Origin of the sequence: Ekhidna sp., from assembly GCF_965247405.1 — a bacterium.
In the GTDB taxonomy this organism is placed as follows: domain Bacteria; phylum Bacteroidota; class Bacteroidia; order Cytophagales; family Cyclobacteriaceae; genus Ekhidna.
This window is the reverse complement of sequence record NZ_OZ252014.1, coordinates 3,633,514-3,655,367: the sequence shown is the minus strand read 5'-3', so window position 1 is coordinate 3,655,367 and position 21,854 is coordinate 3,633,514. Positions and strand designations below refer to the sequence as shown.

Below are 21,854 nucleotides of genomic sequence, written 5' to 3'. Positions count from 1 at the left end.
GTGGCGATTAAAGAGCGAATCATTTTAGGAATAGACCCGGGCACGAATGTAATGGGATATGGGCTGATCCACTGCAAAGGTGAGAAAATGAGCGTCATCCAGTTTGGGGTCATACATCTCAGCAAGTATAAAAATCACGAGATAAAGCTCAAGAAAATATTTGAGCGCGTCACTGAACTCCTTAAAGAATATCTGCCGGATGAGGTGGCACTGGAAGCCCCTTTCTTTGGAAAGAATGTTCAGTCCATGCTAAAACTGGGTCGTGCACAGGGAGTGGCCATGGCTGCCGCACTGAATCGAGATATGCCCATTCATGAGTATGCCCCCAAAAAGGTGAAGCAGTCTGTGACCGGAAATGGGAATGCCAGCAAAGAGCAGGTGGCAAACATGATCCAAACGTTATTGAAATTTGAAGATGCCCCGAAGCTGATGGATGCCACTGATGCACTGGCTGTTGCTATCTGCCATCATTATTCTTCAAAGTCAGGCATCCCAAGTGGTGGAAAGAAAAGCTGGAAGTCGTTTATCGCGGATAATCCGGGGCGTGTGAAGTGAGTTCTTCATTTTTTCATACCCTTCACACGACCTTTAGCAATCTCAATGGTCATCTGATCAATAACCGCCCTTAGAGTTTCCTCAGAGGGGTCAACTTCGTATTTGGCAACTATCTTGTCAAAGTCTTCCGGGTCGGTTAGCAGTGATCGAACCTCATCTATTTTTTTGATCATATCTTCATGCATAGAGAGTAAGTTAATGTGGCGGCTTTAAAACAAAAAACCCACCTTTCGGTGGGTCTAAAATCTTAATACCGACTGCCAATCTCTACTTCTCGTAAGCTTCCCTGATCTTTTTAGCAGTCGCTTCCATCTCTTCCTTGCTTGGTGAAAGCTTCATATTGGCAAAGTTCATGTCGTCCATCGTTTGCATTGGAATCAGGTGAACGTGAGCATGTGGAACTTCCAACCCCATCACTGTCAATCCGATTCGCTCACATGGAATCACTGACTCAATCGCTTTGGCTACTCCTTTTGAAAAAGAGAATAATCCAGCCAGCGTCTGATGATCCAGATCAAACACGTAATCCACTTCTTTCTTTGGTATCACCAGGGTGTGACCCTCCACCAGCGGATTGATATCTAAAAAAGCGAGGTAGTTTTCATCCTCCGCCACAATGTGCGCAGGAATCTCTCGCTCTATGATTTTTGTGAAAATACTAGCCATTAGACTGTGATGTCCAGGATTTCAAATTCCATGTCTCCGGCAGGCACTTTGATGACTGCTTTCTCACCCTTCTTCTTACCTAAAAGGCCCTTACCGATAGGTGATTGCACGGAGATCTTACCATTCTTCAGGTCTGCCTCCTCTTCGGCTACCAGCTGGTACTTCACCTCCATGTTGTTCTTCTTGTTTTTGATCTTCACCGTGGAAAGGATGGAGACTTTAGAGGTGTCAATGGATGACTCATCAATTATACGTGCATCTCCAACTACCTTTTCCAGCTTGGAAATCTTCAATTCCAATAGCCCCTGAGCTTCTTTTGCTGCATCATATTCAGCATTTTCACTCAAGTCACCTTTGTCCCGAGCTTCGGCAATTTGCTTTGCCATATCTGCTCTTCCCTTGGTCTTCAGTTCGTTTAACTCTGCTTTGAGTTTGTCGAGACCTTCTTTCGTATAGTAATTAACTGCCATAATTGTTCTAACCCCTTTAAACAAAAAATAACGGCCTCACAATGAAGCCGTTTCCTCGTCTTTTCTTATTTCGATGTTGCAAATATATATAGAATTTGCCCCTCAAACACAAAATTCACACTAATTCAAGGTGTAATAGGAGTAAACCTCAATAACCCACCCCTACCCCTCCAAGGAAGGGAATAGTAGGACTTTTCGATTACTGACCGAGATTTATAATCGCAGCGGTGAACCGTCTCGATCTCATTATTTTTCCGATTTGAAATTCGAAAAAGCACACTAAAAAATTCACACTAAAGCTCGTCTTTGATTTTCTGAGCAATCACCTCACTGATGCGTTGGTAGGACTCATATGTCCAGCCACCCACATGAGGTGTAATAAGGACATTTGAATAAGAAGTTAACGTATCCAATTGTTCCTTTTCCTGATCCGTATAACCAGCCAGTTTTTCATTTTCCAATACATCAAGTCCTGCTCCATAAAGGGTACCATCATCCAACAGTTTGATCAGGGCAGAAGTATTCAGGATTTCTCCTCTTGCTGTATTCAATAAAACCTTCATCCGCTTGAATCTTCGGAGATATGCTTCATCAAAGAGGTGCCTGGTCTCACTGTTAAGTGGAATATGTAGACTTAAAATTTCCGTTCGCTCCATCAACTCATCCAGCTCGACGTTTTTTATGAATCCACCTTCAAACGCTCCTTTGAATTTGTCAAAGCCTATGATCTCACAATCAAATCCTCGTAGTTTTTGAGCAAAGGACATTCCCATATTTCCAACACCATAGATGCCAACGACCTTCCCTTTCAGTTCTATGCCTCGGTTACCTTCCCGATCCCATTTATGATTTTTAACCTCCTGATGTGCAGATGAAATCCTGTGAAGCAAAGACAGAAGCAACCCCATAGCATGTTCCCCCAGCGCATCTCTGTTTCCTTCAGGCGCATTGATGGCTTTGATTCCTTTCTCATTCAGGTAATCTTCATCTACCTTATCCATTCCGGCACCTGCCCGTGCAACAAACTTGAGATTCACCCCGGTATCTACCAGCTCTTTATTGACAGCCGTTTTACTTCGAATGATCAAGCCCTCAAACTCTCCAATGATTTTCAAGATTCCTTCTCTATCAATAACCGGCAGGTACACGGGATCATACCCCTGTTCCTTGAGTAAAGGAAGGATACATTCATGCATGTCATCAGCGATGAGGATGCGTTTTTTCGTGCTCATAGATTATATAATAGGTGCGCTATCGAGAAATAGACAGCCAAACCCAATAAATCGTTCGTTGTGGTAATAAACGGACCGGAAGCCAGGGCCGGATTTACCCCGAACCGATTGAGCAAAAGTGGAGTGATTGTTCCCATGAAAGAGGCCAGCAGCACCACTGAAAACAATGCGATGGCTACAGTAGCCGCCAAAGGCTGCTCACGCATAAAAAGTATAACAGCACCAAAAACCATCAGGGATAGAATGGCTCCATTGACAATTGCAACCATAAATACTTTTAATAATCGTTTCCACATGCTGTCTGCAAACACATTTGGATTAGCCAGGCTCTGCACCACAATGGATGAGGATTGAATCCCTACATTACCGCCAGATGCCGTGATCAGCGGTATGAAAAAAGCCAGTGCCGGAACAATGATTATCTCTTCTTTAAAAAAACCGAGGAATTGTGCACCCACAAGACCACCAGCCATTCCAATGATCAGCCAGGGTAGCCGTGCACGTGAAATTTTCCAGACCGTATCGTCCTCCTCTACATCAGAGCTCACCCCAGTCATCAGCTGTCGTTCTTCATCTGCCATCTCACGGATCACGTCAATGACGTCATCAATCGTAATTCTGCCAACCAATCGTCCACGGGCGTTTACTACAGGGACAGCTTCCAAATCGTACTTCTGCATAATGCTCGCTACTTCCTCTTCCGATGTAGACGTTTCCACAGAAACAATTTGATCATCGTAGATATCGGCAACTTTGGCGCCTCCTTTGCCAAGAATCAGGTTCTTGATTCCCACCTTTCCAAGCAGGTTTTCTTTATCATCCACTACATACACTGAGTAGATCTTTTGTACATTCTCAGCCTGCATCCTGATCTCATCAATGCACTGAGAAATGCTCCAGTTCAGATTAGCTTTAATCAGCTCTTTCGCCATCAGTCCACCTGCAACGTCCTCATCATACTCCAAGAGCTCCATGAGGTTAGAAGCCTTCTCCTCATCCACGATCTGACGAATAACTTCATTTCGATCGGCCACACCCATTTCGTAGAGAATGTCTGTACCGTCATCTGAATCCATCAGCTCCAGGAATGAAGCCAGGTCTTTGGCAGAAAATTCTTTCAGGAATTCCTCTCGAACGTCTTCCTCCAGATCCTCAAGGATGCGTGCTCCAACTTCTACAGGCAGCAGGTCAAAAACGTATTTGCATTCTACGGAATCGAACTCATCAAGCAATGCAGAAATATCCGCCGGATTGACGCCATCCAGCGTAGATTGAATGAAGGCAGTATCCTGCTCATCTAGGGCTTGCTGGAATCGATCTTTAAATTCAACCGAAAGCTCAAACGTCATCACTGCTTCCATATCAGGCGATTTTTTCTGTAAGCGAGATAAATTCTTGAACGGACAACTGCTCCGCCCTCTGATCCATGACTGGAAGAGCTTTTACAGCATCCGACAAATTTAGGTCTTTTAGGGCGTTGCGCAAGGTCTTTCGGCGCTTCCCAAACCCGGACTTCACCACACGTTTAAACAGTTGCTCATCACAGGGTAAATGTTTAGTGTTATTGCGTTTCAAACGGATCACAGCCGATTGAACTTTAGGCGGAGGATTGAAAACCCCGGGCGGTACTTTGAATAAATATTCGATTTGATAAAAAGCCTGAAGCAGAACACTAAGTATACCATATGTTTTATTCCCATGATTGGCACAAATACGATCCGCCACCTCTTTTTGGATCATACAAACCACTTCATCCACCTGATTCCGATCATCCCATATTTTAAAGAACAGCTGTGAGGAGATGTTGTAAGGAAAATTCCCTATCACATTGAAGTGATCGAATGGCACATCATATTTTAGATAGTCCTGAAAGAGAAAACGATCACCTTTCTCCGGGTATTCCTTTTTTAGGTAATCGATTGATTCCGTATCGACATCCAATGCGTAAAAATCAAACTCCGGTTTTTCCAATAAGTACTTCGTAAGCACTCCGGTACCCGGACCAATTTCCAGGACAGGCAGGTTGCTCTCGTTCTTCAACGCCTCCACAATTTTCATTGCGATGTTTTCATCCTTCAAAAAATGCTGACCTAAATGTTTTTTGGGTTTTACGCTTGCCAACTTATTCGCTGTTTATATTATTGACCCGAAATTTTCTGAATAACTTCCGATTTGATAAAAGTACACTGCAAATGGGTGAATCATCACGCAAAAAAAATAAACCTGTTATAGGAATCACCATCGGAGACATCAATGGCATTGGGCCTGAGGTGATTATCAAATCCTTAGAGGACAATCGAATCCTGAAACAATTCACACCGGTCATCTACGGTTCAGGCAAAGTGATCTCATATTATCGCAAAGGGCTGGATAAAGAAAGCTTTAACTATCAGCAGATTTCCAGTATTGATAAGGTGGCTCATAAAAAAGTGAACGTACTGAATGTCTGGGATGAAACAATCGAAATCAACCCCGGCCAAGCGAACGAAACCGGAGGTAAGTATGCGGTACTCTCTCTTCAAAAAGCCGTGGCAGATCTGAAAGAAGAAAAGATTGATGCGATCGTAACCGCACCATTAGCCAAAGACCTGGTGCAATCAGATGAATTTAAATTTCCGGGACACACCGAATATCTCACACAGGAAGCCGGGGAAACTGACAGCCTCATGTTTTTAGTACATGATGCACTTCGTGTAGGAGTAGTGACAGGTCATATTCCTTTAAAAGATGTGAGTGAGAAAGTGACCAAGGAAAAGATCGTCACGAAACTTCAAAAGATGATCAAGTCCATGCAAAAAGACTTTGGCATCAAGAAACCACGAATAGCTGTACTGGGACTTAATCCACATGCCGGAGAAAACGGCTTACTGGGTGATGAAGAGGAGCAGGTGATTATTCCTGCTATCGACGAAGTAAAAAAAGGCCACCATATTGTTGCTGGCCCTTTTCCTGCTGATGGATTCTTTGGTATGCGCTCCTACAAACAGTACGATGGAGTTTTGGCCATGTATCACGATCAGGGACTCATTCCGTTTAAAACTCTGGCCTTCGAGGAGGGGGTTAATTACACGGCAGGATTGCCTTTCGTCCGTACCTCTCCGGATCATGGAACCGCCTTTACTATAGCAGGGAAAGGAGAAGCTGATGAGACCTCATTCCGCAATGCGCTCTACCTGGCCAATGACGTCATCCGTCAGCGAAAAGAGAACCACTTCGAAAGTGGTGATGAAAAGTAGTTAATAACCTTTTCTAGTACTTGGATTCTATCTAAATTTGCGGGTCTTTACCGGGAAGTGGACGGAAATGAAGGATTTGAAAGCGTATAAGATTGAAATTTTTGGCCTGAGTAACAGCACTCACGACTTCAATTTCACGTTTGATGACGATTTCTTCTCGCATTTCGAAAACAGCCTGGTGAGCAAGGGCAAAGGCACTTGTGATGTGGTTTTGACAAAAACAGACGCAATGATCACCGTTGATTTAACGATCAAAGGAACCATTGAACTGGAATGTGACAGAAGTCTGGAGCTCTTCGACTACCCGATCGCCGTAGAAAAAGAAATTATCTATAAGTATGGGGATGAGGAGAAAGAGCTAAGTGAAGATGTTTTTGTGATCCTAAAAGGAGAGCAGGAAATAAACATTTCTACGTTTTTGTATGAATCCATCAGTCTGGAAGTACCGATGAAAAAACTTCATCCTAAATTCCAGAACGACTCAGAAGATGACGAGATGATTTACATCTCCGACACAGACGAGCAATCACAAGAGGACAGCACAGACCCACGATGGGAAGCCCTAAAAAAATTGAAATAAGAAACATTTAGATAGAGAAAGAAGATGGCGCATCCAAAACGAAAAATTTCCAAAACCAGAAGAGACAAGAGAAGAACGCATTACAAAGCAACTCCAAAGAGCTTTGTGATTTGCCCGACTACCGGTGAAGCTCACCTTCCACACAGAGCCTTCTGGCACGAAGGCAAACTTTACTATAAAGGTAAAGTAGTGATGGAGAAAGAAGTACTAGCCTAAGCTAAGTTCAGATGCCTAACATTCACGCAGCGATTACCGGCGTTCAAGGGTACGTACCTGAGGACGTAATCACGAATAAGGATCTTGAGAAAATGGTGGACACCAACGATGAGTGGATCACCACAAGAACAGGCATCAAAAAGAGACACATACTAAAAGGTGAAAACCAGGGTACCTCTGTTATGGCTGTTAAGGCCCTGGAGGGACTACTGAAAAAAACCGACACCAATCCGGAGGAGATTGATCTCATTATCTGTGCGACGACTACTCCGGATTTAGTTTTTCCGGCTACTGCCAACATCATAGCAAATAAAGTAGGAGCGGTTAACTCCTTTGGCTATGACATTCAGGCGGCCTGTTCCGGATTTCTTTATGCACTGGCTACAGGCTCACAATTCATTGAGACCGGCAAATACAAAAAGGTGGTAGTGATTGGGGCAGACAAGATGTCCTCCATCGTAGACTATACTGATCGTGCAACGTGCATTATTTTCGGTGATGGAGCTGGCGCGGTGATGTTGGAACCCACTGAAGAGGATTTTGGCATCAAAGATTCCATCCTGAAATCTGACGGTTCAGGCGAGCCCTTCCTTCACATGAAGGCCGGAGGAAGTAGACGACCTGCTTCAGAAGAAACAGTGAAGAACAGGGAGCACTTTGCCTATCAGGAAGGCTCAACGGTTTTCAAGTTTGCTGTAAAGAACATGGCAGACGTAGCAGCCCAGGTGATGGAACGAAATAACCTCACTGCTGATGACGTAGCGTACCTTGTCCCTCATCAGGCCAATAAGCGAATCATCGATGCAACCGCCAATCGAATGGGTGTTGGAGAAGAAAAAGTAATGCTCAATATCGCTGAGTATGGCAACACAACGAGTGGCACTATCCCACTTTGTTTGTGGGATTATGAAAGCAAACTCAAAAAAGGTGACAACCTGATTCTTGCTGCCTTTGGTGGCGGATTTACCTGGGGATCCATTTGGGTGAAGTGGGCATACGATCCAAAATAATCAACTAACTAAGCTTAATATTCATGGCAACTACATCAGATATCAAAAACGGATTGGTGATAGAATTTAATCACGATCTGTATAGTGTAGTGGAGTTTCAACATGTAAAGCCGGGCAAAGGTCCTGCTTTTGTAAGAACCAAGCTAAAAAGCATTCGAACCGGCAAAGTGGTGGATAATACCTTTTCTGCCGGACATAAAATCACTACTGCACGTGTGGAGCGAAGACCTTACCAGTTCCTCTATAAAGATGATATGGGCCACCACTTCATGGATACCAACACGTACGAGCAGGTTGCCATCGAAGAAGACCTGATCAACGCTCCTAAGTTTTTGAAAGATGGGCAGGAAGTAGAGATTCTCTTCCATGCCGAAGAAGAAAAAATACTGGGATGTGAGCTTCCGCAGCATGTAGTGATGACGGTCACTCAGGCTGATCCGGGCGTGAAAGGTAACACAGCTACCAACGCCACTAAAAATGCAGTGGTAGAAACAGGCGCCACGATCCAGGTACCGATGTTCATCGAACAGGATGAAGTAATTAAAGTTAATACCGTGGACGGCACCTATGTGGAACGGGTAAAATAAATCCCTGCTTCCCTGAAAGAAATTAATTACCTTAGTTCTTAAGATTTTTTAATCAACAATTAACCTATGAAGGCGAAAGAAATTCAAGAATTGATCAATTTCCTCTCCGAGTCAGGACTGGAAGAAGTGAATATCGAGACAGATAATTTTAAGGTAAGCATCAAGCGTAGTGCAGAACAGCATGTAATAGCATCTGCACCTGCGGCAGCTCCTGCCCCGGCACCTGCTGCACCAGCGGCAGCTCCTCAGGCGGCACCAGCCCCAGCTCCGGCTGCTGACAGTGGCGGTGATGCTCCTGCTGGTGATAGCAACCTTGTAGAAATTAAATCTCCAATGATCGGTACATTCTATCGTTCACCAAACCCTGAGTCTCCTTCGTTTGTAGAAGTTGGAAGCTCAGTAAAAGCAGGCGATCCGGTCTGCATCATCGAAGCGATGAAGCTATTCAATGAAATTGAATCAGAAGTGTCTGGTAAAATCGTAAAGGTATTGGTTGACAATTCGCAACCTGTAGAATACGATCAGCCACTTTTCCTAGTTGATCCATCTTAAAACATAGCGCTTATGTTTAACAAGATATTGATTGCCAACCGTGGTGAAATCGCCTTACGTATCATTCGTACGTGTAAGGAGATGGGCATCAAAACGGTGGCTGTATACTCCAAAGCTGACGCTGATAGTTTGCACGTTCGCTTCGCAGATGAGGCGGTATGTATCGGGCCTGCTGCGGGAAAGGATTCTTACCTGAAAATCCCTAATATCATTGCTGCTGCAGAGGTAACGAACGCAGATGCGATTCATCCGGGATATGGCTTCCTATCTGAGAATGCTGAATTCTCCAGAGTTTGTGCCGAGAACGATATTAAGTTCATCGGTGCGAGTGAGGAAATGATCAGCAAGATGGGAGACAAAGCAACTGCCAAGGCAACCATGATTGCTGCCGGTGTTCCTGTTGTTCCGGGATCTGAAGGATTGCTTGAATCTGCAGAGCAAGGAATGAGCCTGGCGAAAGAAATAGGCTACCCGGTAATGATCAAAGCAACTGCCGGTGGTGGTGGTAAAGGGATGCGCCTCATCAAAGAAGAGAAAGAATTCAAGAAAGCATGGGACAGTGCCCGTCAGGAAGCGGCTGCTTCGTTTGGTAACGACGGGATGTACATGGAGAAATTTGTGGAAGAGCCACGTCACATAGAAATCCAGATTGTGGGTGATAACCGAGGTAAGGCATGCCACCTTTCGGAAAGAGATTGCTCCATCCAGCGAAGACACCAGAAACTGATCGAAGAGACCCCTTCCCCTATCGTATCGCAAGAACTACGAGAGAAGATGGGAGCTGCGGCGATCAAAGGTGCAGAAGCCATTAAATACGAAGGCGCTGGAACCGTGGAATTTCTAGTGGATAAGCACGGTGATTTCTACTTCATGGAGATGAATACACGTATCCAGGTAGAGCACCCGATCACGGAAGAAGTAACCGATTATGACCTGATCAAAGAGCAGATCAAAGTAGCAGCCGGCGAGCCAATCTCCGGACGAAACTACTATCCGCAACTTCACTCGATTGAGGTGCGAATCAATGCGGAAGATCCTGCGAATGGGTTCCGACCAAGCCCGGGCAAGATCACGAACCTGCACTTCCCTGGTGGACATGGAGTGCGTATCGATAGCCACGTGTATGCTGGCTATGTGATCCCTCCGTTCTACGACTCAATGATCGGTAAGCTGATTGTGAGTGCACAGACCAGAGAGGAAGCTATTATTAAAATGAAGCGTGCACTGGAAGAGACGGTTATTGAAGGCATCAAAACCACGATTCCGTTCCACCTGGCTATGATGGACGATGAAGCGTTCAAATCCGGAAACTTCACCACGAAGTACCTGGATACCTGGGACTTCAGTGTGCTGAAGAAGTAAAATAAATGGGTCTTTGAACCCACCCCTATCCTTGAGCCGTCGAACCGCTCCCAGGAGGGGAATTGAAACCCCTTACTGGAAATGGTGAGGGGTTTTTGTTTGGGCTGATTAAAATTCTAAAATGTTCTTACGGCTCGTATATATCCATTCGCAGATTCTGAACCGCCATTGTTATAATGGTACCCGCTATTAAGTGTGAAGTTGTAATAGTAATGTCCTGAGCTCGATTTATGTGACGATGTGTGATAAAGTCCCTCGGAAATTATTGTAGTAAGCGGGTCTCCATCAGAATCAAGTGCTTTATTCACTTCATAAAGATTATTTACGATAATTCGCATTTCGTCCCTTGATGGTAAATACCAATCTGTGAATCCACCTGCGCTGTAATCTGAACAAAGGACTACTCCTGAACCAGCTGCTGAACCAGCCAGAGCATCCGCTGTATTTGATGCCCCATCCCAGGGAGAGTTCGATGAGAATGTACCGGCTTGAGCTGAAGTGCTTAAATCCTCAAGGCTCATAATCAAGCCGTGCTGCCCGGTATGATCTACATGTATTACTATTCCTCCATCGAAAAACTCACCCACATAATGTTCAGCTTCTCCCTCAGTCACACTAATTACATTATCAACTATATCAATTCCAGTTCCTGCTGTATAAACCCCTACACTATCTGTATAAGATCCACCTCCATTGCTTAATGATACTGTGGTACCACTTCTACTTATCGTTTGAATTTCATTTGCTGGATCATTGTCAGCATCATCTACCAAATCTGTAACGACACTCTCCGCCGTATTAGCATGCAAAGCGTAAGGCACACTTAGGAGCTGGCTGCTTCCTATGATATCATAGTCAGTTCCACCTGAAAGATCAATGGAGGTCTCAATAAAATAAGGCCCGTTTGCCCAATCTATCGATGAAAAATCGGAGCTTGTTGCCCCACTTCCAATCTCTATATTGACCAATCCATGTGCATTGGTGGTTGGCAAAAATGTTTCAGAATAAACAGATGTCCCACTGGCTGTTCCCTGAAGCAGCGCTATCTTAACGCCCACTGTCTCATTGACAATTGGAGCTCCATCACTGTCCCGAACGACTGCCTGGTATTTAAAGCCATCGGGGGCTTGACCAAAAGTGCTTAACGAAAATACTATGGCAACTAAACAAAAAAATTTCTTTTGAAATGATGTTGCTTTAAGAGTTCTCGGTGTATTACTATTCATGTTTGATTTGATTATAAAGACTTAATGAGTTTAAAACTTTTAATGATTGATGATCCACTTTGCAAAATCAGGGAGTACATCCCGGCACCTAGTTCATGGATCTGAACCTGAGTTTGAGGCCCGGTAAGTTTGTTCTGAAGTATAATTTTTCCCTGGGAATCGTAAAGCCTGAATGTAACATGCTCATAGTCACTGCTTTTGATGTACAAAACATTTACTGATGGATTGGGGAAGACATCTATTTCATGAGCTTGCTGAGAGCCCAACGCTCCTTCTGTAACTGACAATGTCGATTGGTGAAAGCCTTGTGTGACGTAACCTCTCTCCCCATATATGGAATGAATGACAAGCTCTCCAAGGGTAAAATCAATTGTCGCACCTTCACTGGTGTATGAATCTCCTTGTGATGAAATAGTCAATTGCGCACTGAGATCAAAAGCCCATATACCACATGTGATCAGGATTAAAAACTGTTTGTTCATGATGTATTCAATTATCATGATAAAATAATTGAATATTGCGGTGAGCCGAAATACCTATTTAGGGGTATTTTTGGTTTTAGAGCATTATCTCTTTGGAATAAAAGGGGCTATTTTTTCCAAATATCTAATGTCAGTCGATCCATATAATCCTGACGCTGCACTATCAATGCTTTTTCAACTCCCTTTTCAAAGACTGGGGAGAATGCATAATCATATATAAGGTAATACAGATTCGATTTGGTCTTAAACAGGCCACAGAAATATCGGTAGTCATACCCCATCTGATCAAGCACTTCTTTTCTTACGGTTGCCTTTCCTTCAGGACATAAATCCCTTAGAATCCTTCGATTTCTTCTAATCCTGGAGTTAACCTGCTGGATGTACTGCTCCTCAACCGCTTTGTGTTGATTGTTATATGAATTTCTACAGTAAGCGTCACAAAACTTCTTATCTGTACGTCCAATTAGCGTCTTCCCACACTTCAGACATTTATTGGGAGATAAATTAATCATTTTTATAATTACTTATAGTCGAATATAAGCACTTATACAATTAGTTTAAGTTTTGATGTAGATGATTTTTATCCCATGACTGATGCTATTAGCAATTCTTGTGAGCAGCAATACCGGTGGGCATTAGAACAGCTTCGAACGAAGTTAGCTGCCAGACGGTACAGCATGTCCACACAGAAGGTGTATTATCATTGTTTTCGATCGTTTCTTTCTTATGTCTACCCCCTACCTCTACATCATGTGGGCCGGGAACAGGTATACAGCTATCATCGTGAGATGATTGAGAAGCAAAACATTTCAAGGTCTACACAGAACCAAAGTATCAATGCAATCAAGTTTTATTTGGAGCATGTCCTGGGTCAGGATCGTCAAAGCTTCAACCTGGAGCGGCCAAAAAAGGTAAAAAAGCTTCCGGATGTACTAAGTGTAGAGGAAGTGGCTCGGATTTTAAAAGCGACACATCACCTAAAACACAAGGCAATTTTGACGACTATTTATTCTGCTGGATTGCGAATTGGTGAACTATTAGATTTGAAAACCACGGATATTGACTCAAGCAACATGCGTATATGGATACGCGCAGGCAAGGGTTGTAAGGATCGTCTGACCACCCTTTCACCACATTTGCTGAAACTACTTAGGGTTTATTTTCGCAAATACCGACCGTATGAATATCTTTTTGAAGGTCAGCATGGCGGTCCATACTCACCCACAAGCGTACGAAAGATTTTGGCAAAAGCATGTAAGAGAGCAGGCATTAAGAAAAAAGTACGCCCACACACATTAAGGCACAGCTTTGCCACGCATCTACTGGAGCAGGGTACAAACCTTCGTTACATTCAAACATTGCTTGGTCACACCAGTGCAAAAACGACGGAGATCTACACACACGTAAGCACAAAGAATTTAGAGGAGATTAAAAGTCCTTTGGACGGCATGGTAGGCTCGGGTATATTTGAAAGGTAAATAAACGCCATACGGCGTTTACATTATTGTTGGAGGCCATAGACTTCAGATCGCATAATCCATGAACATTCAAGAAGCAATTGCAACAGAAGAAACTGATAGGTTTCTTAGAGCCGCTAACGAGTTTTGCAACGAACTCGAACTCGGAACGACATCCGAACTGGACTTTTGCAATCAACTTTTCATTCAGGTCTCGAACCTCATATTTCGCGCTTCTCAGCTTCCTAACATAGAACTCGACAATAACGAAGATTTTGACAATCGTTTGACAACTGATGAACTGCAACCTCTGCTTTCACAAACTTCTGAACGACTTGGAACTAGCAGGTTCTATTGGACGAAATTCAACCCAATCGACGATGACGACATGGAACTGGTCGCTGGTGATCTGTTAGATGACCTGGCAGACATGTATGCTGACATTAAACCCAACTTAGACCTTATCGAACACGGGAGAACAGCCGAACAGGAACATGCACTCTGGGAACTCAAATTTTTCTTCGAGACTCATTGGGGCAAGCACGCTGTAGATGCCTTGCGAACTCTCTACTTCCTAACGAAGAACTAAGCGGATAAAACGGCCTCCAACAAGCACTATCGGTTATGTGCCAAACTGCCTCTTTGCCACCTTTATCGGGACTTGCCCGCTGCAGTGCACCTTCTGATAGTTCATCGCTTTTGGAGACTTCTGTGGTTCTGGATTTTGATTTGCAGAACGCAGTGCCTTGTGGATACCGTTGTGCTTGTGGTGCACTTCCGCTATTTTAGCTTTACTTGCCAACTGTGGGCACACAAACCGATAGTTAGGCGTTGGCTGCCAGCGCACTCCGCATACCAAACTCACAATAATTGAAAAAACTATACGTCACCAGAAAATATCGAAAGCGAAATCAACAACGTGCCCAAAAGTCCCTAAAAAGAAAACTCCAGTTTAAGGAATACAGGCGGCTTAAGAATCAATCTGAACAAGGACTAAGCAAACCTGATCTAACTCACAAAAGGAATTTTGAGGATCGTTATAAGGATTATATAAAAATTCATGCTCCGTCCAAGCTTTCCTTTATTGATAATGCAAGTGAGGTAGTTACATTCATTTCAAAACTTAAAAAGCACTATGACAGAGAGAGCAAGGTTTTTGTTGTTTTATCAGATGTAACTACTATTTCTTACGATGCGATAGTAGTACTGCTTTCTGTTATGGTGAGGTTCAAAGCGAAAAGAATCCCATTCAATGGAGACTTTCCAACTGATAAAGATGCCAGAAGAATTTTAGATGAATCAAAATTCTTGAAATATCTGTACCAGCAGTTTAAAGAATCTGACAGATATGAACTCGGACAAAAAAGTTCAATTCATACTTATGCTTGGAAAGATGTAGATTCCGAATTGGGCAGTCAACTTATTAGGCAAGCTTCAAAAACAGTTTGGGGAGAAGAAAGAAGATGTCAAGGCGTGCAAAGAACCTTGATAGAGCTAATGTTAAACACAAACAATCATGCTGTTGATTCTAAAAAAGGTGAAAAACATTGGTGGATTTCAGTCTCACACAACAAGAAGGATAATAAAGTTGGTTTCGCTTTTATTGATTTTGGAGTAGGTGTATTTACCAGTCTTAATAATAAGCGCAGTGACAGTAAATTCTACGGCGCTCTTGAGAAATTAAAGGAAAAAGTGAAGTATGGAAACAATGCCGAACTCTTAAGACTAATTCTTGATGGAACTCTACATAAAACGGCAACCAGAAAACCTTACCATGGAAAGGGTTTGCCCGGCATCAATATGGTACTGGAACGAAATCAAATTAGTAACTTAAACATCATAACGAACAATGTTCACGCCAATGTTGATGCAGATGACTTCAAAATCATCCAGAATTCTTTCAGCGGAACTTTTGTTTATTGGGAAGTGAATCAAAATAATCTAAGCTGCAATGGAATCAATAGAGATTAAGATATCAACAGACTTTAGCCTCACACCTGGACCGAGGTACATTCACGAAGGAAAAAACTCAGGAGAAAAATTCCGAAAAGAAGTATTATTCCCAAAAATGAAAGAGGCTTTGGCCAAGAAAATAAGCATAACGGTTAACCTTGATGGAACAGATGGCTATGGTACTTCTTTTTTGGAAGAGTCTTTCGGAGGCCTGATTAGAAATAATGAATTAGACTATAAAGAAATTATGGCTAACCTGACTTTAATATCTGATGAGGAAGAGTATCTGATTGATGACGTTCATGAATATCTAAAAGATGCATATGAAGAGTCTCAGAAATAAACTACTATACACCGGTTTATATTTTTCATTAGTAGCAGTAGGTTTTCTAATTGCTAAGTTCTTTGATATTCCTCACTTTGAAATCAAAAAAGAAGTTGATCTGATAAGCATCTTATCAATTTTAGTGACAGTTTGGCTTGCCGTAATTATCACTACTGTCTTTGACAAGCGCAAAAGTGATTTCAGAATTGAAAAGGATATTGTAATAAGAAGAGTTGATAGTATTTATAATTTGGTAGGCGAACTTCAAAGAAAATCAGTTTCTGGTGAAATAGAGTATACCAATGCAGCGTCATCTTTGAAACGCATTAACACCTCTCTTTCGTCCCTTTATAAGCTTATCGAAAAATGTCAATTTTCCATAGCTGACGATATTAGGTCAAGCCTTCGTGAGAGTGTTTCAATACTGAAAGATGAACTTACTGATACACCCAAACTAACAACTGAACAAATTCAAAATTCCGATATTCCGATGGAGGTAAAAGATGGTATGATTCACTTTAACAAACATAAAGTTGCTCAACTTGAATCTAGCTTTGACAAGCTTTCAGATTTACTGCTAGAGCTTCAAATTAGAATAAACAAAAAATAGCCAGCAGCCAACAGACACTAAAATGAATATGCGTACTGAGCCCTTTGATAAGACAATGCGAACAAGAAACATCAGTGCTTTTAGCAACTGGGGCGCATACTCATTTTAGTTGAGCGTTATGTACCATAGGTGCCAAGATGTATAATTTCTTCTACTATTTCATTTATCAATTTGCTAAGAGGAAGAACCCTGCCCCAGAATCATATGCTGCTGGAGGAGTGCTATTTATGGTAATATCACACCTCGCCTTAATTGCAGGATTAGCTAGATATTATCTGGGCTATTCATTACCAACTGTAAGCGACGACTCTTTAACAAGTAGGTTAATACTAATTCCAGTCTTCTTTGGAATCCATTGGTTGACAGCCAACTACTATGAACGTATATCGGACCGCATAGTCGAACGTTTTAACGCAAAGTACAAGTCGTCTTCTCAACTCTACTCTCCCATTAACATCGCTCTATTCTGCATATCCCTGATTGTTCCTCTAACAATCGGAATTTTCTTCGTTAACCTATCAACTTGAACGTAAAAACAGGTACATAACAGTTGCTAGCACGAATGCGCCTGAGTGCTTTCTACTAGTTTCATCTGATCTTCACCGCTCCGCTACCCATTCTGTTAGTATCTTCTCTCCTAGCAACTGTGGTGGTTCTGGATTTTGTCTTTCTAAACTCAGTTCTTCGGAGAAGCCGTTGTAGGTGTTGGGTAGCTGCGCTATCTTAGTGTCTTTCTGCCACGTTCGGGGCGCACTCCTGCTAGCGTGGCGTTAGATGCCACTAGTGATACTAGATGAGATTTACTATAACTTTTTCCTTCTTCTTAACTTTTCTGATCTGCAATGCACAGGTAACGGAGACAGAACAGATTGATATATCAACGATTAAAGAAGACCTATCCGAAAACGGGAAGAATTCCGAATATTATAAGAATTACTACGTATTTGAGTGTAACGCTCTTGACTCAACATTCAACGAACTTATGAGCCAAATAGAGCCCAACTTCATAGATTCATTGAAATTAGATGAAGACTATTATGGAGATGATTTTCCTCAATTTCTAACTGATTACCTCTCAACTCATATTCAGAATTACAATACTTCATGTAGTAACCTTAGAGAACTTTTCAACGACACTAACTGCCTAACTAAATTCTTAAAGCAACTCCTTGGAACTGATTACAAAGAATCAGTAGAACTCAGCTCTGTAATTTACAACGGTGACAAAGCAACATTTTCAGTTTATGGGGACTTCTGGAGTAGTGTTTACTGGATCAGGCTAACTAACAAAAAATTGGAAGTTGCTATACTCTCTTCAGTGATCGAATAGAGCAGCATCTAACAGGCACTATCGCGAATATGCCTGAGTGCTTTCTGCCAGTTTCAGTGCAAATCGACCGCTTCACCGCCCATTCTGCTACTTTCATTTACCCTCCCACCTTTCTGTGTTTCTGGATTTAGACTTGCAAAACGCAGCGCTTCGTAGATACTGTTGCGGAGGTTGGGCAGTTTCGCTAGTTTAGTGCTCTTTACAACTGGTGGGCATACTCTCGCTAGTTAGACGTTATCGGCAATCATGAAGAATCCCATAGCCATATTTCTCATCTTAATTTGCACCAGAACTTTCGCCTGTGATTGTGAATGGGCGGGTAACTTTTTGGAGATGGCAGTCAACTCAGAAGTAGTTGCTTTAGTAAAAGTGAAGAGGTACAACAACTTTTTTCAGTTTACTGGCGGACTAACTTCGGACGAACACCAACAACCACTTTCGGCAACCTTCGAGATTGTCGAACTTCTACGTGGTGACGAACAACGAACCGAAATTGAAGTTTTTGGAGATCCTGGCAACTTATGCCGACCATACATTGATTACCTAACAGCTGGAGAATATTATGTTGTTGCTCTGAACAAATCTGATGGAATTGATCATGGTGGCGGAATTGTTGAAACTCCAAACGACTATGTTCTTTGGAACTGTGGTGAATTTTGGATCAACTATGACAAGTCTAACAACTCCGTAACTGGCAGAATTCTCGAACGGAAGAAGAAGCCTAAAAATTTGGACTACAACGAACTAACGGCCAAACTGAAAGGCGAAAAAAGCCGATAACAGGCGATATAGCGAATGTCCAAACTGCCTATCTGATGCTTCGGCGCAATCCGATCGTTTCACTGCCCATTCTGCTGACATTTGTGCTTCTAGCCACTTTTGTCTTTCTGGATTTAGACTTTCAGAGCCCAGTGCATTGTGGATACTGTTGCGGGGGTTGGGCAGTTTCACTACCTTGGTAGATATTTGAAAGGATATGGCCACTCGCCATATCTGATCGTTAGCCACAATAGACCCTTGTCGAAACGATGAAAATATTGAAACCAATAGTAGTCTTACTGATCCTTTCTTCTTTCAGGAGCAATGTACTAGGACAAAAAGCGGAAAGTACCGAATCAACCAATACGATCATTTCCTATTGGGACGAACAAAGAAAGGGGACGAACCATTTTAACCAAATTCCTTCAGAACAGTGGTTCGATGCTGCAAAAAAGGCCAATATAAAATTTGTGAGATTGGTTTTTGAAAAATGGGATGGTGAGCAACGTGACTTTATACTTGGCGATGCGGACGATTATCAAGGAATTGTGAAAGGGGATTTTCAAAAACTTCTGCACTTTCTGGATTATGCAAACGAATTGAATATAAAGGTTGTCATCACACCTATTAGTTTGCCAGGTGATCGATGGATTCAATCAAACAACGACCAAAAAGAAGGTCGTCTTTGGTTGAATTGGGATTATAGGCAACAAACAGTTAATTACTGGAAAGACTTAGCTTTCCGATTGAAAGGACACCCAGCTATAGTAGGATACAATTTGGTCAATGAACCTCATCCTGAGTCCTATTATAAGAAGCATGATTTCTGGAAAAGAGATTTGACAGATTGGTATCAGACTGTAAAAGGAAGTCCGGGAGACCTTAATCTGTTTAACAGACAAATGGTACAAGCTATTCGGAGTGTAGACTCTGAAATGCCTATTATCATTGAATCTGGCCTATACTCGACCCCCTGGGCATTCGATTATTTAGAACCATTAGAGGATGATAAGATCATCTATTCTTTTCACATGTACGAACCTTATACTTTTGTAACCAAAAGTCTTAATAAAGACCGCTACAGTTATCCGGGAAGTATCCCAATCGATGGACTAGAAGAACCATTTGAACTTAGCAAGGATGGATTGACCAATTTTTTAAAACCAATTAACGAATGGACAACCAAAAATAAAATACCAGCTAGTAGAATCTGGGTGGGTGAATTTGGCTGTGATAGAAGTCTAAAAGGAGCAGAAAGTTATTTAGCTGATCTAATTTCCATTTTTAATGAAAATAACTGGCATTGGTCTTTTTATAGTTATCGTGAAGATGATGGTTGGGAAGCAATGGATTATGAGTTAGGAAAGCAGAAAGTACATTACACCTATTGGGAATATCAAGAGTCTGAAACCATGCATCTGCACTATGATGACATATACAACAGGGTAACGGACTCTTTTTGGGAAACATTTCAAGAAGAGTTCAAGTAAAAGTGGCTAACAAATGATATAGCACATGCCTCTACTGAGCTACCTGATACTGAAATGGAAAACCGAAACTTTAGCGATATTTGAAAGGTTCGAGGCACGTGCCATATCTGGTCGTTAAGTTTCACTGGAAACTTCCTTCAGGATCTATTTTTTCTCCGCTTTTACTTTTATCTGATAGCTACTGAAAGGTGGCGCTTAGTTGCCCTATCGCGCACGTCACGCAGGGCCTACCCCACGGCCAACCCGGACCCTCTCACTGGCTAACAAGTAGGGCTCTCAAGCTCTGAGCCTGTTAGATACTTTTGGTGTGACTGGCTTCTTTCAGCTCGGTTTGTGTCTCGCCCAGCCGCCAACCCGATCCTCCCTATCGTCCCGCGCCATTCAGCCGCGCTCTTACCACCTTTTTGGTTTGCTTCGAGCCACTTGCATCGGAGGTCTTTTTGTCGAGCTACTATCATCTGTTTGGTGCGACTCGATGCATTTCATCGCCTGGACGCGAAAACCTAACAGGCGATAAAGCACATGGCTTGGAGTAGTTCTTCGCTGAGTGTGACTGATGGTGCCCGTTCATCTGCGCCGGAGTTTTGTGTAGATGGTACTTGCTACTGGCATAGCCCGGGGTGCTCTACTTGTGGTGCGTATCTGAACCTACCCGTTGTGTGCTTCCGCAGATTTCACTAATTTCATCGCTTTAAATTACAGGTAAAGCCACATGCTTTATCTGGTCGTTAGGGCTAATTACCTCCCATGAGAAAGATTCTGCAATACTCGATTTTACTTCTTGCTAACCTTCAACTTGCATACAGTCAATCTGAGACTGACGAACTTATTAAATACTTATTTGACACTGAAGCTGTTGAACCACAACTAGCTGACCTTGAAACCAAGTTTCCTTTTCAAGCAAAGAAAGAAATCCTGCTAACACTTGGACGGCAAGAGTATTACAACAAGCAACTCGAAGGTGATTACAAAGAATCCTATGCAAGTCATTATTACTTTATCGATCTGAATGAAGATAACATTCTAGATATCGTTTATAACTCGGCAGATGGTGCAGATGCTCCAATAGTTATGATCTGGATTGGGACAGGTGACAGTTACATCAGAGTTGTTAGACAACCAGGACTATTACGATTTTGGAACTTGGAAAAAGGCAACTTTTTAATTTATGAATGGGCTTGGATGGGTGAAGTTGAAGCTAAACTTCATCTTTACAGATTGAACGGAAACAGAATGGGTAAAAATCAAACAGTTTTTCTTCATTCTTCAACCCTTTTGACTACTCCGTTGCAGAAAATATCTGACTTCACAGTTTCGAACGATAACTATAATATGAGGTATTCGCCTCGAATTGTAAATGAACCTTGCGAAGAGTACCCAGACGGAACTAACTATTGCGGCAATCAATATTTGACTTTGAACAAAGGAACAAAAGGAACTGCAATTTCAAAGTCAACCGATGAAACGGGCAGAATCTGGTGGTTAGCTAAAATTCCTCTTAAATCTAACAACATCAGAGTTGGATGGCTAAGTAGTAGATATGTTGAAAAAAACTAGCCCTAACAATTGCTAGCACGAATGCGCCTTAGCATACTTCTGCTAATTCTATCTGACTTTACCGCTCCGCCAGCCATTCTGAAAACTCATCTCTCCTAGCCTCATTCGTGCTTCTGGATTTTGTCTTTCTAAACTCAGTTCTTCGTAGTTGCCGTTGTGGGTGTTGGTTAGCGGAGCTATCTTAGTGCTTTGTGCTAAG

Annotated in this window: 26 protein-coding genes; 17 read left to right on the top strand and 9 right to left on the bottom strand. The window is 42.5% G+C overall.

Translation table 11 applies throughout. The annotated features are described in order from the left end of the window. On the top strand, positions 1–555 hold the full coding sequence (gene ruvC, locus ACP14Y_RS16950; RefSeq protein WP_424964084.1) for a crossover junction endodeoxyribonuclease RuvC: 555 nt from the start codon (positions 1–3) through the stop codon (positions 553–555). 5 nt (positions 556–560) lie between these two features. Here the strand turns inward: ruvC and ACP14Y_RS16945 are convergent, their stop codons facing one another. The 6 genes from ACP14Y_RS16945 to rsmA form a co-directional block, all read right to left on the bottom strand. After that, a complete protein-coding gene (locus ACP14Y_RS16945; RefSeq protein WP_424964083.1) occupies positions 561–740 on the bottom strand; it encodes a hypothetical protein in 180 nt (59 codons plus the stop codon). Positions 741–822: 82 nt separating this feature from the next. Continuing rightward, a complete protein-coding gene (locus ACP14Y_RS16940) occupies positions 823–1,221 on the bottom strand; it encodes an HIT family protein (RefSeq protein ID WP_424964082.1) in 399 nt (132 codons plus the stop codon). Next, on the bottom strand, positions 1,221–1,691 hold the full coding sequence (greA, locus tag ACP14Y_RS16935) for a transcription elongation factor GreA (RefSeq protein WP_424964081.1): 471 nt from the start codon (positions 1,689–1,691) through the stop codon (positions 1,221–1,223). The genes ACP14Y_RS16940 and greA overlap by 1 nt, the downstream gene beginning before the upstream one ends. A 293-nt stretch (positions 1,692–1,984) precedes the next feature. Continuing rightward, positions 1,985–2,923: an NAD(P)-dependent oxidoreductase gene (locus ACP14Y_RS16930; protein WP_424964080.1), complete on the bottom strand. Its 939-nt coding sequence runs from the start codon at positions 2,921–2,923 to the stop codon at positions 1,985–1,987. After that, complete coding sequence (gene mgtE, locus ACP14Y_RS16925) at positions 2,920–4,284, bottom strand: magnesium transporter (RefSeq protein ID WP_424964079.1); 1,365 nt, start codon at positions 4,282–4,284, stop codon at positions 2,920–2,922. Before mgtE ends, ACP14Y_RS16930 begins: the two co-directional genes overlap by 4 nt. A gap of 1 nt (position 4,285) precedes the next feature. Then, entirely contained in the window at positions 4,286–5,044 is a 759-nt protein-coding gene (rsmA, locus tag ACP14Y_RS16920; RefSeq protein ID WP_424964078.1) for a 16S rRNA (adenine(1518)-N(6)/adenine(1519)-N(6))-dimethyltransferase RsmA, read from the bottom strand. A gap of 71 nt (positions 5,045–5,115) precedes the next feature. On the opposite strand from rsmA, the gene pdxA reads away from it, so the two are divergent. The 7 genes from pdxA to accC all read left to right on the top strand — a co-directional run bounded on the left by pdxA (position 5,116) and on the right by accC (position 10,466). After that, entirely contained in the window at positions 5,116–6,159 is a 1,044-nt protein-coding gene (pdxA, locus tag ACP14Y_RS16915) for a 4-hydroxythreonine-4-phosphate dehydrogenase PdxA (RefSeq protein WP_424964077.1), read from the top strand. 67 nt (positions 6,160–6,226) lie between these two features. Then, complete coding sequence (locus tag ACP14Y_RS16910; RefSeq protein ID WP_424964076.1) at positions 6,227–6,739, top strand: YceD family protein; 513 nt, start codon at positions 6,227–6,229, stop codon at positions 6,737–6,739. 24 nt (positions 6,740–6,763) lie between these two features. Further along, positions 6,764–6,955, top strand: coding sequence for a 50S ribosomal protein L32 (gene rpmF / locus ACP14Y_RS16905; RefSeq protein WP_089356102.1), 192 nt, complete (start codon positions 6,764–6,766; stop codon positions 6,953–6,955). An 11-nt stretch (positions 6,956–6,966) separates the two neighbouring features. After that, positions 6,967–7,965, top strand: coding sequence for a beta-ketoacyl-ACP synthase III (locus ACP14Y_RS16900; RefSeq protein WP_424964075.1), 999 nt, complete (start codon positions 6,967–6,969; stop codon positions 7,963–7,965). A 23-nt stretch (positions 7,966–7,988) separates the two neighbouring features. Beyond that, positions 7,989–8,552 (top strand): elongation factor P, encoded by a 564-nt coding sequence (gene efp / locus ACP14Y_RS16895; RefSeq protein ID WP_424964074.1) that lies wholly within the window; start codon positions 7,989–7,991, stop codon positions 8,550–8,552. Positions 8,553–8,618: 66 nt separating this feature from the next. After that, positions 8,619–9,104, top strand: a complete 486-nt coding sequence (accB, locus tag ACP14Y_RS16890; protein WP_424964073.1) for an acetyl-CoA carboxylase biotin carboxyl carrier protein — start codon at positions 8,619–8,621, stop codon at positions 9,102–9,104. A 12-nt stretch (positions 9,105–9,116) separates the two neighbouring features. Continuing rightward, positions 9,117–10,466 carry an acetyl-CoA carboxylase biotin carboxylase subunit gene (gene accC, locus ACP14Y_RS16885; protein ID WP_424964072.1) on the top strand — a complete coding sequence of 450 codons (1,350 nt, stop codon included), beginning with the start codon at positions 9,117–9,119 and terminating at the stop codon, positions 10,464–10,466. A gap of 116 nt (positions 10,467–10,582) precedes the next feature. Here accC and ACP14Y_RS16880 read toward each other — a convergent pair whose 3' ends face one another. The 3 genes from ACP14Y_RS16880 to ACP14Y_RS16870 form a co-directional block, all read right to left on the bottom strand. Further along, on the bottom strand, positions 10,583–11,692 hold the full coding sequence (locus ACP14Y_RS16880; protein ID WP_424964071.1) for a hypothetical protein: 1,110 nt from the start codon (positions 11,690–11,692) through the stop codon (positions 10,583–10,585). Positions 11,693–11,703: 11 nt separating this feature from the next. Beyond that, positions 11,704–12,192, bottom strand: coding sequence for a T9SS type A sorting domain-containing protein (locus ACP14Y_RS16875; RefSeq protein WP_424964070.1), 489 nt, complete (start codon positions 12,190–12,192; stop codon positions 11,704–11,706). Between the two features lie 89 nt (positions 12,193–12,281). Then, positions 12,282–12,686 carry a hypothetical protein gene (locus tag ACP14Y_RS16870; RefSeq protein WP_424964069.1) on the bottom strand — a complete coding sequence of 135 codons (405 nt, stop codon included), beginning with the start codon at positions 12,684–12,686 and terminating at the stop codon, positions 12,282–12,284. 75 nt (positions 12,687–12,761) lie between these two features. Here ACP14Y_RS16870 and xerA point away from each other — a divergent pair, with 75 nt between their 5' ends. From xerA to ACP14Y_RS16825, 9 genes are all read left to right on the top strand, one after another. Then, complete coding sequence (xerA, locus tag ACP14Y_RS16865; protein ID WP_424964068.1) at positions 12,762–13,652, top strand: site-specific tyrosine recombinase/integron integrase; 891 nt, start codon at positions 12,762–12,764, stop codon at positions 13,650–13,652. Positions 13,653–13,713: 61 nt separating this feature from the next. Further along, positions 13,714–14,220: a DUF5063 domain-containing protein gene (locus ACP14Y_RS16860; RefSeq protein ID WP_424964067.1), complete on the top strand. Its 507-nt coding sequence runs from the start codon at positions 13,714–13,716 to the stop codon at positions 14,218–14,220. A gap of 281 nt (positions 14,221–14,501) precedes the next feature. Further along, on the top strand, positions 14,502–15,602 hold the full coding sequence (locus ACP14Y_RS16855) for a hypothetical protein (protein WP_424964066.1): 1,101 nt from the start codon (positions 14,502–14,504) through the stop codon (positions 15,600–15,602). After that, entirely contained in the window at positions 15,583–15,927 is a 345-nt protein-coding gene (locus ACP14Y_RS16850; RefSeq protein WP_424964065.1) for an STAS-like domain-containing protein, read from the top strand. Before ACP14Y_RS16855 ends, ACP14Y_RS16850 begins: the two co-directional genes overlap by 20 nt. Further along, positions 15,908–16,519, top strand: coding sequence for a hypothetical protein (locus ACP14Y_RS16845; protein ID WP_424964064.1), 612 nt, complete (start codon positions 15,908–15,910; stop codon positions 16,517–16,519). The genes ACP14Y_RS16850 and ACP14Y_RS16845 overlap by 20 nt, the downstream gene beginning before the upstream one ends. A 793-nt stretch (positions 16,520–17,312) precedes the next feature. Further along, positions 17,313–17,849, top strand: a complete 537-nt coding sequence (locus tag ACP14Y_RS16840; RefSeq protein ID WP_424964063.1) for a hypothetical protein — start codon at positions 17,313–17,315, stop codon at positions 17,847–17,849. A gap of 246 nt (positions 17,850–18,095) precedes the next feature. Further along, positions 18,096–18,629, top strand: a complete 534-nt coding sequence (locus tag ACP14Y_RS16835; RefSeq protein ID WP_424964047.1) for a hypothetical protein — start codon at positions 18,096–18,098, stop codon at positions 18,627–18,629. Positions 18,630–18,877: 248 nt separating this feature from the next. Further along, positions 18,878–20,098 carry a glycoside hydrolase family 5 protein gene (locus tag ACP14Y_RS16830; protein ID WP_424964062.1) on the top strand — a complete coding sequence of 407 codons (1,221 nt, stop codon included), beginning with the start codon at positions 18,878–18,880 and terminating at the stop codon, positions 20,096–20,098. Positions 20,099–20,845: 747 nt separating this feature from the next. Then, positions 20,846–21,655 (top strand): hypothetical protein, encoded by an 810-nt coding sequence (locus ACP14Y_RS16825; RefSeq protein WP_424964061.1) that lies wholly within the window; start codon positions 20,846–20,848, stop codon positions 21,653–21,655. The last annotated feature ends 199 nt before the right edge of the window (positions 21,656–21,854 follow it).

Bases quoted from the DNA above. Each gene is read 5' to 3' on its own strand.
- ACP14Y_RS16945 (WP_424964083.1), bottom strand. From the start codon at position 740: ATGCATGAAGATATGATCAAAAAAATAGATGAGGTTCGATCACTGCTA.
- ACP14Y_RS16940 (WP_424964082.1), bottom strand. From the start codon at position 1,221: ATGGCTAGTATTTTCACAAAAATCATAGAGCGAGAGATTCCTGCGCAC.
- greA (WP_424964081.1), bottom strand. From the start codon at position 1,691: ATGGCAGTTAATTACTATACGAAAGAAGGTCTCGACAAACTCAAAGCA.
- ACP14Y_RS16930 (WP_424964080.1), bottom strand. From the start codon at position 2,923: ATGAGCACGAAAAAACGCATCCTCATCGCTGATGACATGCATGAATGT.
- mgtE (WP_424964079.1), bottom strand. From the start codon at position 4,284: ATGGAAGCAGTGATGACGTTTGAGCTTTCGGTTGAATTTAAAGATCGA.
- pdxA (WP_424964077.1), top strand. From the start codon at position 5,116: ATGGGTGAATCATCACGCAAAAAAAATAAACCTGTTATAGGAATCACC.
- ACP14Y_RS16910 (WP_424964076.1), top strand. From the start codon at position 6,227: ATGAAGGATTTGAAAGCGTATAAGATTGAAATTTTTGGCCTGAGTAAC.
- rpmF (WP_089356102.1), top strand. From the start codon at position 6,764: ATGGCGCATCCAAAACGAAAAATTTCCAAAACCAGAAGAGACAAGAGA.
- ACP14Y_RS16900 (WP_424964075.1), top strand. From the start codon at position 6,967: ATGCCTAACATTCACGCAGCGATTACCGGCGTTCAAGGGTACGTACCT.
- efp (WP_424964074.1), top strand. From the start codon at position 7,989: ATGGCAACTACATCAGATATCAAAAACGGATTGGTGATAGAATTTAAT.
- accB (WP_424964073.1), top strand. From the start codon at position 8,619: ATGAAGGCGAAAGAAATTCAAGAATTGATCAATTTCCTCTCCGAGTCA.
- accC (WP_424964072.1), top strand. From the start codon at position 9,117: ATGTTTAACAAGATATTGATTGCCAACCGTGGTGAAATCGCCTTACGT.
- ACP14Y_RS16880 (WP_424964071.1), bottom strand. From the start codon at position 11,692: ATGAATAGTAATACACCGAGAACTCTTAAAGCAACATCATTTCAAAAG.
- ACP14Y_RS16875 (WP_424964070.1), bottom strand. From the start codon at position 12,192: ATGATAATTGAATACATCATGAACAAACAGTTTTTAATCCTGATCACA.
- ACP14Y_RS16870 (WP_424964069.1), bottom strand. From the start codon at position 12,686: ATGATTAATTTATCTCCCAATAAATGTCTGAAGTGTGGGAAGACGCTA.
- xerA (WP_424964068.1), top strand. From the start codon at position 12,762: ATGACTGATGCTATTAGCAATTCTTGTGAGCAGCAATACCGGTGGGCA.
- ACP14Y_RS16860 (WP_424964067.1), top strand. From the start codon at position 13,714: ATGAACATTCAAGAAGCAATTGCAACAGAAGAAACTGATAGGTTTCTT.
- ACP14Y_RS16850 (WP_424964065.1), top strand. From the start codon at position 15,583: ATGGAATCAATAGAGATTAAGATATCAACAGACTTTAGCCTCACACCT.
- ACP14Y_RS16845 (WP_424964064.1), top strand. From the start codon at position 15,908: ATGAAGAGTCTCAGAAATAAACTACTATACACCGGTTTATATTTTTCA.
- ACP14Y_RS16840 (WP_424964063.1), top strand. From the start codon at position 17,313: ATGAGATTTACTATAACTTTTTCCTTCTTCTTAACTTTTCTGATCTGC.
- ACP14Y_RS16835 (WP_424964047.1), top strand. From the start codon at position 18,096: ATGAAGAATCCCATAGCCATATTTCTCATCTTAATTTGCACCAGAACT.
- ACP14Y_RS16830 (WP_424964062.1), top strand. From the start codon at position 18,878: ATGAAAATATTGAAACCAATAGTAGTCTTACTGATCCTTTCTTCTTTC.
- ACP14Y_RS16825 (WP_424964061.1), top strand. From the start codon at position 20,846: ATGAGAAAGATTCTGCAATACTCGATTTTACTTCTTGCTAACCTTCAA.